Source organism: Gilliamella sp. LMG 34360, assembly GCF_984568995.1.
In genome coordinates, this window is the sequence record NZ_OZ474900.1 from 1069333 (window position 1) to 1083605 (window position 14273).

A 14273-nucleotide genomic window follows, 5' to 3' on the forward strand; every position below is an offset into this window, starting at 1 on the left:
TGATATTTTAGTTTATTTCAAATTATCCAAATAAAGTTCAGCATCGAGTGCAGCCATACATCCAGTTGCAGCTGAAGTGATCGCTTGGCGATAAATATGATCCATCACATCACCTGCGGCAAAAATACCTTGGACACTGGTTTGTGTCGCATTACCATGTGTACCAGATTTAACTTTGATGTAGCCACCATTTAATTCAAGTTGACCTTCGAAAATACTGGTATTGGGTTTATGACCAATGGCAATAAATACGCCCATAACAGATAGATCCTCAGTAAGTTTAGGATCTTGAGTATTACGCAGTCTAACCCCTGTAACGCCCATATCATCACCTAATATTTCATCAACAATTTGATGGGTATGTAAGATTACTTTACCTTCTTGTATCTTTTGTGCTAAACGATCCATTAAGATCTTTTCTGCTCTAAAGCTATCGCGACGGTGTATTAAATGTACTTCACTGGCAATATTGGCTAAATAAAGCGTTTCTTCAACGGCCGTATTTCCGCCTCCTACTACTGCTACTTTTTGATTGCGATAGAAAAAACCGTCGCAGGTGGCACATGCTGATACACCTTTACTTTTAAACGCTTCTTCAGAGGGTAAACCGAGATATTGAGCAGAGGCACCGGTCGCAATAATTAATGCATCGCAACTGTACTCTGTTTCACTGCCATAGAGTTTATAAGGTTTGCTACTAAAATCGACTTGATCGATATGATCTAAAATAATTTCAGTATTAAATCTTTCGGCATGCTCTTTCATTTTAACCATTAAATCAGGCCCAGTTAATTCAGGTGCTCCAGCTGGCCAGTTTTCAATTTCGGTCGTGGTTGTGAGTTGACCACCTTGTTGTATCCCAGTAATTAAAACAGGTGAAAGATTTGCTCGAGCGGCATAAACGGCTGCGGTATAGCCAGCAGGGCCAGAACCAAGTATTAGTAAACGTGCATGTTTAGTTTTCATCTTTAAATCCTTATTTATATTCTGGCTGTTAACACAGAACTCGCTCAATTAATAATTGTTAAGTCTAACATTATCAATCTTTATAGTGCAAAAAAATTGATTATTATAGTGATAGGTAATGACGATAAGATATTTTTTCAACAGTTGACAAAAGTTATCTTTTTTTATTGTTCACTTACTTTTTAAAAACAATTAATAAATGAATTTAAATTATCGATTTGTTTGACAATGTTTATAAAAACAATGAAAGAAGGACAGATTTCTCATGAAAAATTTAGAAGTTGTATAAAAAATAAATGAGAAAAAATATAAAGCGTATAATACCAAAAGGCGGAACAATTTACTAAATCGCTATCTTCTTTTAAACATTTGTTTAGGTAGGATTAAATTAAAAACGGTCTTGGAGCGTTATTGATTAAGTAACCATTAATTTTATTGTTGCTTTACACCTTTGAGGCATAAAGCAATAGACAGTTTATATTTATTCAGATAGATATGTGGTGATATCTTTGAGTGGCCAACGTATTTTAGGTGTTGGTTCATTGATACGATAACCAAATGCTAAACAAAGTGCTACACCGAAATTTTCACCACTAAATGATGGTATGTGATTTTCTAAAATTTTAATAACACCATCATGTTGAAATCCACCAATCGCACAGGAATCAATATTATGATAAGCAGCAGCTGTGAGCATATTGGCACAAGCTAGATAAGCCTGCATTTCAAATGAATGATTCATAGTTAGGCCGCTGGCTAAACCATTTTCATAAAAGTTGAGCCTTGATTGACACATAACATCAATACTGTTTTGATCATCTGGGTCAGGTAAAGTACGAGCAACCGCCTTACGGAAATACTCATTTTGTACCGAAAAACTGTTTGATTTACGATAAAGTACAATCACATAATGTGAGCAACTGGTGACTTGCTCTTGTTTGAAACAAGCCTCAGATAATTCGCTTTTAATTTTAGGGCTGTCAACCACCACAAAATGCCAAGGCTCAAGTCCAAATGCTGAAGGGGATAAGCGACCTGCATCTAAAATATATTCAATTTCAGCAGGATCAATCTTTTTGGTTTCGTCAAATTTTTTACATCCGTGTCGAAAATATAAGGCTTGTGTTAATTTATCCATGTTTTCTCCTATTCTTTTGTATTCCATGGGGCAACTTTTAATAATAATAACATACCAGGTATGGCAAGAATCGTACATAAACCAAAGAAAGTTGTCCATCCTAAATAATTAACCATAATGCCTGTAGTGGCATTAATTAATGTTCTTGGGATAGAAGCAATACTTGTAAATAATGCAAATTGTGTCGCTGTATAAAGGGGATTAGTTGTTTTTGCAATAAAAGCGACAAAGGCCGCTGATCCTAGCCCAACGCCTAACGCTTCAAAGCTAATTACTAAAGCTAATAAAATTTTAGCGTGGTAGGTAATTTCAGTAAATGGACCTTCAACAGACAACCATGCAAACCCTAGAATAGAAATAACTTGTACAAAACCAAATAGCCAAAGTGCACGGTTAATACCAATTTTGATCATCAAGATGCCGCCCATTAATGCACCAAATACACTTGGCCATAATGATGCATTTTTAGCAATCCAGCCAATATCCAAACGGCTAAATCCCATTTGTAAATAAAAAGGGGTTGCCAGTGAGGTTGCCATACTGTCACCCAATTTATAAAGAAAGATAAAAGCTAAAATCGTGAGTGCACTTTTTATACCTTGACGATTAATAAATTCACTAAATGGCTTAATGATGATATCTTCAATACTATGGTTTTTTGGCGCTTGATTGATAGGCTCTTTAACTTTCAATGTCATCATAATTGCTGGCAACATAAATAGCCCAGTAATAATAAACACACTGTTCCAAGGTAGATAATTGGATAAAATTAATGATAGCGAACCTGGTACTAAACCAGCAACACGATAAGCATTGGTATGAATACTGTTGCCAAGTCCCAGTTCGTTATCTAGTAGTAATTCTCGCCTAAATGCATCAAGGGCAATATCTTGTGTGGCTGAAAATAGAGCAATAATAAAACAGATAGCAGCGATTACCCAAATGTTTAATGTAGGCGAGAAAAAACCTAAAATTGTGATAAAGAATACTAATACAATTTGCGAAGCAAGCATCCATCCTCGTCTTCTACCTATATTGAAAAGCGAAATATTGTCCATAAATGGCGCCCAGACAAATTTCAAAATATAGGGAAATTGTGTTAACGAAAACGCGCCAATTGTTTTGATATTGATACCTTCGCTCTCTAGCCAAGCAGGTAATAATTGCAACAATAAATAAAAAGGTAAACCAGATGCAAATCCAGTAAAAATACAGATTAGCATTTTTTCGGTAAAAATTGTTTTTATAAGTGAATTTTGCTCATTAGTCATTCTTTAACTTTATTGATTAGTTTTTTCGCAAAGTGTTATCATAGCATACAACTATAAAAAATAATTCTGCAAGCCAAGATAAAACGGATTATCTCAAGCCTGATTCTAAAACTGGAAAACTGTGACAATGGATGTTTTGAAATAAAAACTTCACTTATTTGGAGCATGCAAGAAATGCTTCAAAACGCTGTTATTAATCAAGCATCAAAGAAAACGACCGATTAATAGATCAACTAATCACCATTCAAAGGGGTGTGATAATATGAAAAATCTAACAAAAATTGCTGTATTCAGTAGTAAACATTATGACAAAGAGCATCTTGAAATTGCCAATAAAAAATTTGGTTTCGATATCGAATATTATGAACACAAACTAAGCCAAAAAACGGTGGTTACAGCGCAAGGATATGATGCAGTTTGTGTATTTGTTAATGATGAAGTTGATAAAAAAGTTTTACACAAATTGGCTGAATATGGCATAAAAATTCTAGCATTACGTTGTGCGGGATTCGATAATGTTGATCTTGCTGAGGCAAAAAAATTAGGTATTACCGTTGTGCGTGTACCCGCTTATTCACCAGAAGCGGTTGCTGAACATGCAGTTGCGTTAATGATGACTCTTAATCGCCGTACCCATAAGGCTTATCAACGCACACGCGATGCTAATTTTTCTTTAGATGGATTAACTGGCTTTAATATGCACAATCGCACTGCTGGCGTGATTGGCACAGGTAAAATTGGACAAGCAGCGATTCGCATCTTAAAAGGTTTTGGCATGCATATCTTAGCTTATGATCCATATCCAAATGACATTGTTGTCGAACTTGGCGCACAATATGTCGAATTAGACGAACTTTATGCCAAATCGGATATCATCACATTGCATTGTCCAATGACACCAGAAAATTATCACTTACTGAATAAAGAATCTTTCCAAAAAATGAAAGATGGCGTCATGATTATTAATACCAGTCGAGGAGCATTACTGGATGCTACAGCCGCTATTGATGCATTAAAACAGACCAAAATTGGCGCTCTCGGTATGGATGTATATGAAAACGAACGCGATCTATTTTTTGAAGATAAATCAAACGATGTAATATTAGATGACGTATTTCGTCGCTTATCATCATGTCATAACGTTATCTTTACTGGACATCAGGCATTTTTAACTCAAGAAGCACTGTTAAATATTTCTGATACGACTTTAACGAATATTAAACAGGTTGCTGAAGGTAAAGATTGTCCAAATATTGTTGAAAAATAATAAATACTTTTTGACGTTAACGATTTTTTAATAACATAAAATATAGGTTTTATATGCAGCGAATCATCATTCTAATTAATATAATATTGTTGCTTACAGCTTGTAGTAGTGAGAAATCTTCAATATCGCCTATGCAAGAACATCGCGGACATCCTAATGTCGAAGGGGGTGTCTATTTAGAAGAAGAACACAATCCTCCAAAAAACAACAGCGAGCCGTTGGCTGTTGATCAAGAAAATTTTATTACCAGAATGGTCAATAAACATGGATTTAATCGTGAGCAATTACGCGAAGTACTTTCGCAAACCAACAAACTTGACTGGGTAATTAATTTAATGGATAAGCAAGCGCCAACATCAGGTTCTTCTACAGTATCTAAACCTAATGGTGCATGGATCCGTTATAAAAACAAATTTATCACGCCAAGTAATTTACCTCGTGGGGTAGAATTTTGGAATAATTATAAAAAAGAGTTACAACAAGCGTATGATCAATATGGTGTACCACCTGAAATTATTGTGGGCATTATTGGTGTAGAAACGGGTTGGGGACGAGTGATGGGTAAAACCAAAATCATTGATGCACTCTCAACTCTTGCTTTCTATTATCCAAGACGAGCACAATACTTTACAGATGAGTTAGAGCACTTTTTAGTTATGTGCCGAGATGAAAGCGTTGACCCATTTGATCTGAGTGGATCATTCGCTGGGGCAATGGGATATGGTCAATTTATGCCATCAGCGTTCAGAAATCATGCTGTCGATTTTAACAATGATGGGCACATCGATCTGTGGGATCCGGTTGATGCAATCGGCAGTGTGGCCAACTACTTTAAAGCACATGGTTGGCAAAGTGGTAAAAAAGTCGCGGTTATCGCCGATGGGCAAGCGCTATCACTTGATACGGGTTTTAGTACAAAATACACCGTTGAAACGTTAGCTAGAGCAGGATTAAAACCGAAAAGTTCATTAGATGGCCATAATAAGGTCAGTTTATTGCGGTTGGATATGGGCGATAGCTATCAATATTGGTATGGCTTACCAAATTTTTATGTCATCACTCGATACAATCATAGTACGCATTATGCTATGGCCGTATGGCAATTAGGCTTAGCTGTGAAAGAGGCGCGATAATACCTAGCATATTTCGTAACTTAAACAAAAGGTCGCATCAGCGGCCTTTTTAATTGTTTAAAATTGAAATGGTATAGACTCCTGAATAATTTTTACAAAGCTCTCTGTTATATCAATAAAATTAGTAAGAATACTCTAAACTTCTCTGTGATCACATGTTATAACTACTGATCCTATTATGGCGATATGCAAAAAACTTAGTGGTGAAAGAAGTGCGATAACGTCTAGTATATTTAGCAACTAAATCAATAATTTGCATTAGCGACCTTTTTAATTGTTTTAAATTGAAATGGTATAGACTCCTGAATAATTTTTACAAAGCTATCTGTTATATCAATATTATTAGTAAGAAACTCTCTAAACTTCTCCGTCATCACATGCTATAACCACTGCTCGCATCTTATGGCGGTATGGCAAAAACTTAGCGGTAAAAGAGGCACTAAGCCTAGCGTGTTTTTCTATCCAAACAGAAAGTCACTAATGCGATCTGTTTAAATATAAAAATTAACTCTTTCAAAAAACTTAAGAAGAGTAGGGGTGAACGTTAAGAAACAATAAGCTTTACTGCAAGCATTAATAAAAAAATACCGAAATAGGTAATCAGTTTATTTACTGGTAATTTTTGCGAGATTTGCACGCCGACTTTTGCCATAGGTATACTGGTGAGCATAATTGAAAATACCGCAGGTAAATAGATAAAACCTAAGCTATATTCAGGAAGTTCTTGGATATTCCAACCCGCAATAATGTAACCAATAGTGCAACCAAAAGCGACGGGTAAGGTGAATGCAGCTGATGTTCCAATTGCTTTACGCATATCGACTCCGCATTTTTTCAAAAACGGTACAACCAGTACACCGCCACCCACACCGACCAGCGCAGCAAAAACACCAATTAATGTACCAACAGCAATAAAAATACTGTTACCCAACGAAGTTACTTCAGATATTTGATTTTGTATCACTTTATTGGTTTTAAAAATAAATTTACTACCAACATAAATTAGAAAAACGATAAATAGCCATTTTAACCATATACCTGGAATATAAGGGGTCATGTAAGAACCGGCAATTGTACCGATAATACAACCTATCACCATCTTTTTTAGAATTGACCATTCAATATTTTTGTTTTTATTTTGGGTCCAACTTGATGATAAACTAGTGCCAATAATTGTCGCTAAGGATGAAGCTATAGCAATATGGTGAGTCCAATGGTTACCCAGATTGAAATAATTGAGCGAAAAAATTAGAGCCGGTACAATCAATGCTCCCCCACCAACGCCGAACATACCTGCAAGCAAACCAGCCGCAGCACCGATAATGAGGAAGATAACAAACTCAAAAATCATATTTTTAATCCTTACGATGGGATAACGTCATTAGCCTGTCTATTTGTTACAAAAATAAAAATCATGGCTAGCCAATTGATTGTAAATATGTTTTATTCTTGTTGCAAATAATTTGGTTATTCTATCTGAGTTGTTTAATATATAACGATAAATCGATTAGCAAAGTAATTAACGTTAAGTTTTAATTGATTAACAAAGTAATCAGCTAAAAGATGACATAGTGCTTAAAAAATCTTATGTTATTTAGCCTAATTGATAAAAGTTTTAAGAGAAATTTAAATTGAAAGGAGTGAAAAATGAAAGATCGTTTAAAGTGGATTGATGATTTTGGTTTTTTAGGTGAAACCGCAAGTGGTCATTCATTAGTGATGGATGGTGGAATTGAGCATGGTGGGCGTAATCGTGGTGCTCGTCCTATGGAACTTTTATTGCACGGTGCTGCTGGTTGTATGGCGTATGACATTATCGCTATATTAAAAAATAAAAAAAAGGATGTGCGTGATCTTTGGATTGAAATTGATAAAACTCAGGCAGAATCTTCACCAAAAGTTTATACCACAATTAATTTTCATATCGTAATTACCGGTGTGAATGTGGATAACGAAGCGGTTGAAAATGCGATAAAACTTGCTTCTGAAAAATATTGTAGCGCCTCTATCATGTTAGGTAAGACAGCGAAAATGTCCTACACCTATGAAATACGTGTACATGAGTAAATATCTTCTTATAACAAAAAATTATAATCTAATAACTAGCTGATATTAGTGAGTTTTGCAGTAATCATTTAACATTTTATTTAATTGATAGATTGTTACAAAGGAATGATTATGCAACAGTTAAGTAAAAATATGCGATTTCGAGATATGGTTATTTTGGGATTGCTTTTTATTGGCCCTGCCGCACCGGTGGGTTTGTTTGGTGTTTTAGATGCGATAAGCGATGGTGCTATTGCTTTAGTTTATATTGTTGCAACTTTAGTGATGGCATTTACTGCTTATTCGTATGCCAGAATGGCGAATGCTTTACCTCATGCTGGGGCCGTTTATGCTTATTGTTCTTTAGGAATTCATCCTAATGCGGGTTTTTTAGTCGGTTGGCTGTTACTTCTTGATTACATGTTTATTCCAGCCGTTGCTTACTTATTTAGTGGTATTTCACTCAACGCTTTGATACCTGGTGTGCCAGTATGGCTATGGACTTGTTTGGCGGTAGTGTTAACAACTACTCTAAATTTAATTGGAGCAAAAAAATCTGCCATAATTACTTTAATCATTTTGTTACTTGAAATCCTAGTACTGTTTGTGGTGTTATTGGTGGGTATTTGGATCATAGTGACAACAGATCTTAATCGAAATTGGTTACAACCTTTTATTGGTGGAGCAGCATTTACTTGGAGTAATCTGTTTAGTGCCGTATCGATTGCTGTTTTATCTTATTTGGGATTTGATGCTATTGCCACTTTTTCGGAAGAAAACAGTGGTCAGCGCAACTTAGTTAGTAAAGCTATTATTACTTGTTTAATTCTAGCTGGTTGTCTATTTGTTTTGCAGATTTACGTTGCATCCTTACTTTCTCCTTATGATTCTGAATATTTGCGTAGTCATCCTGAACTACAAGGCAAAGCTTACTATCATATTGTCAATCAAGAGATTAATTTATGGTTGGGATGGGCATTAAGTTTAATGAAAGCGATCGGAGCGTCATTTGCTGCAATGGTAGGGCAGGCTGCTGCAAGTCGTCTTTTATTCAGTATGGGACGTGATAAGCGCTTACCACCTTTTTTTGCTAAAGTAAGCCAGAAAAGCGGTGTTCCGACAATGGCAATCTTATTTGCAGCTCTATTTAATTTATGTTTAGTGATTATTGCTGCTAATAATGCTAAGGGATTACCGACGTTAGTGTCATTTGTTGATATTGGAGCCTTAACCGCATTTATTATGTTACATATTTCAGTTATTGGTTACTTTAAATTCAAGAAAGCTTCAAAAGGAGCACTTTCATGGTGTCTTGATGTGTTTATACCTATTGTGGGTATTTTAGTGCTATTACCCGTGCTATTACACATTGATAATTATGCAAAAATTGTAGGTATTGTGTGGTTAGCAATCGGTTTGATAATTCTTTATTTTAATAGAGATAAAGCTCAATTAAATTGGTTAGATAAAGTTAAATATTAGTTATCTGATTGAAATAATTTGAACTATTGATTAATGATATTAATTATATTAATTATATTAATTATATTAATTATATTAATTATATTAATTATATAACAATGCTTGTCCATTTTAACTCAATATTATAACAAAATGATTTCAGAAATATTACGAGGGGCTTTAATTTCAGCGAGTTTAATTATTGCCATTGGTGCACAAAATCTATTTGTATTAAAACAGGGATTATTACGAAATCATATATTTTATGTTTCGGGGATCTGTTTTATCTGTGATTTTGTATTGATGTCAATTGGTATTCTTGGGGTTGGGACATTTATCAGTACTAATCCCTTAATTACGAATATATTAGCAATATTAGGTGCACTTTTTTTACTTTGGTATGGCTTTAAGGCGTTTAAAAGTGCAATTAAAGGTACCAGTAGTATGCAAGTTCAATCTCAAAACTCAAATGACAACAGTTTAGTCAAAGTGATTTTGGCAACATTGGCCATTACTTTACTTAATCCACACGTATATTTAGATACTGTCGTTATTGTTGGCGGTATTGCTGGAACGTTAAGCAGTGAACAAAAAATTGCTTTTCTGATTGGGGCTGTATGTGTTTCATTCATCTGGTTTTTCAGTATTGGTTATGGTGCAAGATTACTTACTCCTTTATTTAAACAAAAAAGAATGTGGGTGATTTTAGATTGTTTAGTTGGTTTAGTAATGTTTTATATTGCTTATCGTTTAATTTTGTACGTATATTGTGGTAGTTAGGCTAAAATTATCTATTCTAGGCGCAATTTCAGTGAGTTACAGCATTAGCTAAAGCATATTTTGCCTTATTTTTGTTCTGATCTGTTTAAACTCTTTTTTCTTTCCTTTCTTTGTCAGATCACTTTTTCCCATAAATATTAAAGAGATATATAAAATTGATGTTTTGTTGAAGTAATAACATAAAAAATGTGATTATTATCACAATTGTATCATTTAATTTTAATTGTTGATTTCTTATTTCTATGATTAATGCTAATTTATTGAGCATTATTTTGGATTGTTACTGTAAAACTTAACAAGTATGCAGGCAAAACCTAAGCACTTTGGTTAGCAAAGTACTTAGGTTTTTGTTGTTTTAAGCGCACAAAAATTAGCTTAAATATAATAAGTTATTCAAGGAGTATAATATGAAATGTAAATCCATAAAGCTAGCATTGTTGATTAGCGCTGCACTTGTATCCAACACATTATGGGCAATTGAGCAGGTTAAAATTGAAAGCCAAGAATTAAAAATCATTACCGTTAATAATCTCAAATTTAAAGATATGAATAAAGATGGCAAATTAACGCCTTATGAAGATTGGCGTTTGACACCGGCTCAGCGCGCGAAAGATCTACTTGCTAGAATGACACTTGAAGAAAAAGCTGGCATGATGATGCATGGCAATGCTCGAAGTTTAAATGATGAACTTGGTCATGGTGATAAATATAATTTAGAAGAGATCAAGGATCTGGTACTAAATGATAAAGTAAATAGTTTAATCACTCGTTTAGAAGTCAGCCCAGAAGATTTTGCACAACAAAATAATCAGTTGCAAAAAATTGCTGAACTATCACGCCTCTCTATTCCTTTGACTATCAGTGTTGATCCTCGAAATACATTCTATTATGGTAATGAAGTGACCAGTAAAAGTGGTTTTAGCCAATGGCCAGGTACATTAGGAATGGCTGCAATTGGCAGTGAAAAAGATATTAACGAATATGGCGATATTATTCGACAAGAATATCGATCTTTGGGAGTAACTCAAGCATTATCACCGATGGCCGATTTAGGTACTGAACCTCGTTGGGCTCGTTTTGAGGGTACTTTTGGCGAAAACCCTGAATTAAGTAAAAAGATGGTGCGCGGTTATATATCAGGCATGCAAAATGGTAAAGATGGATTAAATTCACAAAGCGTTTCTGCCGTTGTTAAACATTGGGTGGGGTATGGTGCTGCCGAAGAAGGACTAGATAGCCATAGTTTTTATGGCAAATATGCTTTATTTACCCAAAATGATAGTTTGAAACAGCATATTATTCCATTTACTGGTGCTTTTGAGGTGAATGTGGCCGCTATAATGCCGACATATTCCATATTGAAAAATGCTCAAATAAATAATCATAAAATCGATCCTGTTGGTGCAGGTTTTAATAATTATTTATTGAAAGATTTATTACGTGATACCTATAATTTTAAAGGTGTCATCATGAGTGATTGGAATATTACTAAAGATTGTAATGAAGTATGTATTAACGGATCACCTCAAGGTGTTGCACCTAAAGCAGAAGGAATGCCTTGGGGGGTTGAGGATCTAACAGTTGAAGAGCGTTTTATTAAAGCTATCCTAGCGGGTGTTCAACAATTTGGAGGCGTAAGCGACAGTTCAACTATTGTCTCGGCAGTTAAAAATAAAAAACTAGATGAGAAACTAATAGACAGTGCAGTATTGGCAATTCTGACGCAAAAATTTGCTTTAGGCCAATTTGAAACACCTTATAATGATCCAACTGAAGCAAGTAAATTTGTGGGTAATCAACAATTCCAACAAATTGCGAATAAGGCACAATTTAACTCAATGGTATTGCTTGAAAATGAACAACAAACCTTACCACTAGATACTAATAAAAAAGTTTACTTACATGGTTTTATGGCGGAGGCAAAAAATCAATTAAAAAATAAAGTGACTATTGTTGATGATATTGATGATGCTGATGTGGTGGTTGCACGTATTGATGCACCTTTTGAGCAAAACCATAAAAACTACTTTTTTGGTTTAAGACATCATGAAGGTTCACTTGCGTTTCCTGAAAAAGATAAAAATATTGAATTTATCGCTAAGGCAAGTAAAAAATGTCCTGTTATTGTAACAGTTTACTTAGATCGACCAGCCGTTCTTACACCAATAAAACAATATGCTAGTGCTATTGTGGCTAATTTTGGTGTAAATGATGAAGTGTTGTTTGAACGTTTGTTTGCTGATAAACCATATAGCGCTAAAATGCCATTTGCTTTACCTGATTCAATGGAAAGTGTACTTCAACAAGCTACTGATTTACCAAATGACATGAAATCTTTATATCCATTAGGTTATGGATTAACCCTTTAATTCATCTTGTTTTATATTATTGCTATCTTAGTGATGGCAATAATATTACTATCGTCATCAGTTATAGCATATTTTTTATTAATCTATTTTAATCATCTGAACTATGAATTAAAGATTTTTTAAAAACGATTTTTTACTGTAATTAATATTCAATGGTAACGTATTACTTACTCTTTTTTTTGTGAAGGAGTTACAGGTTACACCAACGTTTAGTAAGAAAATTTACTAAATCTCTATTTTACTTTCTTGAGATATATGATCTGACTTTAATATCAAGATTATTAGGCGTACCTATAATAATTAATAATAGAAAATAGCGTTATAATTATTTTATGTTAGTAACAACCACAATCATTATTACTTTTTTGTTTTTTAGCTGCTTGTTGCTTAGCAACAATCGCCGATACCTTTTTGGATACAATGGCCAATTGTTCTTTGGCATCAGAGTAGTTTTGTTCAGCTTCTTTAGCAAACCATTGTTTTGCTTTGAAATAATCCTGTTTTACGCCTGTACCTTTATAATAAAGATTAGCTAAAGTATATTGGGCTATCACATTACCTTTTTTTGCAGCTTTGGTATCCCACTTAATTCCTTGTGAATAATTTTGTTTAGTCCCTTGACCATTATAATAAAGTAAAGCAAGCTGATGTTGTGCTTCAATATGACCTTGATTGGCTGCTTTTTCGAACCACTCTTTAGCTTTAGTATAATCTGCTTGAGATTCATCTTGTTGCTCAATTTGTTTTTCAATACCTTTGAAGTGACGCTTTTTAGTATGCGTACCATTGGCATACATAATACCTAAATGAAATTGAGCTTCAGCATTGTTTTGTTCAGTCGCTTTCTGATATTCTTGGTTAAAATCAAATAATACTTGCTGATTAGCGCTGACAAAAATGCTAAAACATAAGCCTAATATAATTTTAGCAAAGAACTTGATCATACTTCATCCTACAGTAAATCATTCGTTGGCATGCTTTAGATTACATGTTTTGTATATAATGCCATATATTAGGTTAAAATATCATAAATAATATAAATATAATGGAAATCTCATTTAATTACACTTAAACATCTTGCCATTAAAAATTGAAAGATTTTTTTGTTAATTTATTGTTATTTAATATCTTTGGAGAGTTCACACCCTTTTTGTAATCCATTTTTGCAAGCCATGTCAAAATATCTTTTGGCTTCATTCAAATCTTGTGATACTACTGTTCCATTATAATACAATACGCCCATTAATAATTGTGCTTCAGGATTATTGGCTTTTAGCCCTTGTTTAAGTAGCTCTAATCCTTTAGGGTAGTTTTTTTTATTTGACAGATATATAGTTGCTAACGCTACTTGAGATTTTAGATGACCTTGATTAGCAGCTTTTTCAAACCAGAATTTCGCTTTATCTAAATCTTGTGGAACCACTTTACCTTCATAATATATTAAACCTAAATTATTTTGCGCTCTCACAAAGTTAGCCTGAGCGGCTTGTTCATAATACATTATTGCTTTTTTATAATCAGGTTTTACGCCTTCTCCTTTATTATACATAAGACCTAGATTATATTGAGATGTCGTATATCCTTGCTTGGCTGACGCTTCAAACCATTTTTTAGCTTGACTATAATCTTGGGTATAACCATTTTGCCCAAAATAGTAATTGGCACCTAAAGCAAATTGCGCTGCAGCATCCTGTAATACAGCTGCTTTTTTATATAACACATCTTTATCGTTATAAGTTTCAACCTCATTATAATCAGAATCAGAACTACAACCCGTCAACAAATTGATCATAATAAACGTCGATAATAATAACTTTTTCATAATATTTCCTAAATCATATC

12 protein-coding genes are annotated in these 14273 nt (G+C 34.0%); 6 read left to right on the top strand and 6 right to left on the bottom strand.

Going from position 1 to position 14273, the window contains the following annotated elements:
• Positions 1–12: 12 nt before the first annotated feature.
• From trxB to AC5LW9_RS04855, 3 genes are all read right to left on the bottom strand, one after another.
• Complete coding sequence (gene trxB, locus AC5LW9_RS04845; protein ID WP_493456412.1) at positions 13–966, bottom strand: thioredoxin-disulfide reductase; 954 nt, start codon at positions 964–966, stop codon at positions 13–15.
• A gap of 481 nt (positions 967–1447) precedes the next feature.
• A complete protein-coding gene (locus AC5LW9_RS04850) occupies positions 1448–2104 on the bottom strand; it encodes an NAD(P)H-dependent oxidoreductase (RefSeq protein ID WP_198235510.1) in 657 nt (218 codons plus the stop codon).
• An 8-nt stretch (positions 2105–2112) separates the two neighbouring features.
• Positions 2113–3375: an AmpG family muropeptide MFS transporter gene (locus AC5LW9_RS04855; protein WP_198235509.1), complete on the bottom strand. Its 1263-nt coding sequence runs from the start codon at positions 3373–3375 to the stop codon at positions 2113–2115.
• A gap of 262 nt (positions 3376–3637) precedes the next feature.
• On the opposite strand from AC5LW9_RS04855, the gene AC5LW9_RS04860 reads away from it, so the two are divergent.
• Both AC5LW9_RS04860 and mltB read left to right on the top strand, forming a co-directional pair.
• The gene (locus tag AC5LW9_RS04860) at positions 3638–4642 is read left to right on the top strand and encodes a 2-hydroxyacid dehydrogenase (protein WP_493456413.1); all 1005 of its coding nucleotides are present in this window, start codon (positions 3638–3640) and stop codon (positions 4640–4642) included.
• 53 nt (positions 4643–4695) lie between these two features.
• The gene (mltB, locus tag AC5LW9_RS04865) at positions 4696–5775 is read left to right on the top strand and encodes a lytic murein transglycosylase B (RefSeq protein WP_493456414.1); all 1080 of its coding nucleotides are present in this window, start codon (positions 4696–4698) and stop codon (positions 5773–5775) included.
• A gap of 544 nt (positions 5776–6319) precedes the next feature.
• On the opposite strand, the gene AC5LW9_RS04870 is transcribed toward mltB, so the two are convergent.
• Positions 6320–7126 (bottom strand): sulfite exporter TauE/SafE family protein, encoded by an 807-nt coding sequence (locus tag AC5LW9_RS04870; RefSeq protein ID WP_493456415.1) that lies wholly within the window; start codon positions 7124–7126, stop codon positions 6320–6322.
• A 296-nt stretch (positions 7127–7422) separates the two neighbouring features.
• On the opposite strand from AC5LW9_RS04870, the gene AC5LW9_RS04875 reads away from it, so the two are divergent.
• From AC5LW9_RS04875 to AC5LW9_RS04890, 4 genes are all read left to right on the top strand, one after another.
• Positions 7423–7842 (top strand): OsmC family protein, encoded by a 420-nt coding sequence (locus AC5LW9_RS04875; protein ID WP_086309100.1) that lies wholly within the window; start codon positions 7423–7425, stop codon positions 7840–7842.
• Between the two features lie 111 nt (positions 7843–7953).
• On the top strand, positions 7954–9303 hold the full coding sequence (locus AC5LW9_RS04880; RefSeq protein WP_493456416.1) for an APC family permease: 1350 nt from the start codon (positions 7954–7956) through the stop codon (positions 9301–9303).
• Positions 9304–9435: 132 nt separating this feature from the next.
• The gene (locus AC5LW9_RS04885) at positions 9436–10062 is read left to right on the top strand and encodes a LysE/ArgO family amino acid transporter (RefSeq protein ID WP_493456417.1); all 627 of its coding nucleotides are present in this window, start codon (positions 9436–9438) and stop codon (positions 10060–10062) included.
• Between the two features lie 407 nt (positions 10063–10469).
• Positions 10470–12431 (top strand): glycoside hydrolase family 3 protein, encoded by a 1962-nt coding sequence (locus AC5LW9_RS04890; protein ID WP_493456418.1) that lies wholly within the window; start codon positions 10470–10472, stop codon positions 12429–12431.
• A 335-nt stretch (positions 12432–12766) separates the two neighbouring features.
• Here the strand turns inward: AC5LW9_RS04890 and AC5LW9_RS04895 are convergent, their stop codons facing one another.
• A complete protein-coding gene (locus tag AC5LW9_RS04895; RefSeq protein WP_493456419.1) occupies positions 12767–13375 on the bottom strand; it encodes a tetratricopeptide repeat protein in 609 nt (202 codons plus the stop codon).
• A 173-nt stretch (positions 13376–13548) separates the two neighbouring features.
• Complete coding sequence (locus tag AC5LW9_RS04900; RefSeq protein WP_493456420.1) at positions 13549–14253, bottom strand: tetratricopeptide repeat protein; 705 nt, start codon at positions 14251–14253, stop codon at positions 13549–13551.
• Positions 14254–14273: the final 20 nt, after the last annotated feature.

Bases quoted from the DNA above. Each gene is read 5' to 3' on its own strand.
- trxB (WP_493456412.1), bottom strand. From the start codon at position 966: ATGAAAACTAAACATGCACGTTTACTAATACTTGGTTCTGGCCCTGCT.
- AC5LW9_RS04850 (WP_198235510.1), bottom strand. From the start codon at position 2,104: ATGGATAAATTAACACAAGCCTTATATTTTCGACACGGATGTAAAAAA.
- AC5LW9_RS04855 (WP_198235509.1), bottom strand. From the start codon at position 3,375: ATGACTAATGAGCAAAATTCACTTATAAAAACAATTTTTACCGAAAAA.
- AC5LW9_RS04860 (WP_493456413.1), top strand. From the start codon at position 3,638: ATGAAAAATCTAACAAAAATTGCTGTATTCAGTAGTAAACATTATGAC.
- mltB (WP_493456414.1), top strand. From the start codon at position 4,696: ATGCAGCGAATCATCATTCTAATTAATATAATATTGTTGCTTACAGCT.
- AC5LW9_RS04870 (WP_493456415.1), bottom strand. From the start codon at position 7,126: ATGATTTTTGAGTTTGTTATCTTCCTCATTATCGGTGCTGCGGCTGGT.
- AC5LW9_RS04875 (WP_086309100.1), top strand. From the start codon at position 7,423: ATGAAAGATCGTTTAAAGTGGATTGATGATTTTGGTTTTTTAGGTGAA.
- AC5LW9_RS04880 (WP_493456416.1), top strand. From the start codon at position 7,954: ATGCAACAGTTAAGTAAAAATATGCGATTTCGAGATATGGTTATTTTG.
- AC5LW9_RS04885 (WP_493456417.1), top strand. From the start codon at position 9,436: ATGATTTCAGAAATATTACGAGGGGCTTTAATTTCAGCGAGTTTAATT.
- AC5LW9_RS04890 (WP_493456418.1), top strand. From the start codon at position 10,470: ATGAAATGTAAATCCATAAAGCTAGCATTGTTGATTAGCGCTGCACTT.
- AC5LW9_RS04895 (WP_493456419.1), bottom strand. From the start codon at position 13,375: ATGATCAAGTTCTTTGCTAAAATTATATTAGGCTTATGTTTTAGCATT.
- AC5LW9_RS04900 (WP_493456420.1), bottom strand. From the start codon at position 14,253: ATGAAAAAGTTATTATTATCGACGTTTATTATGATCAATTTGTTGACG.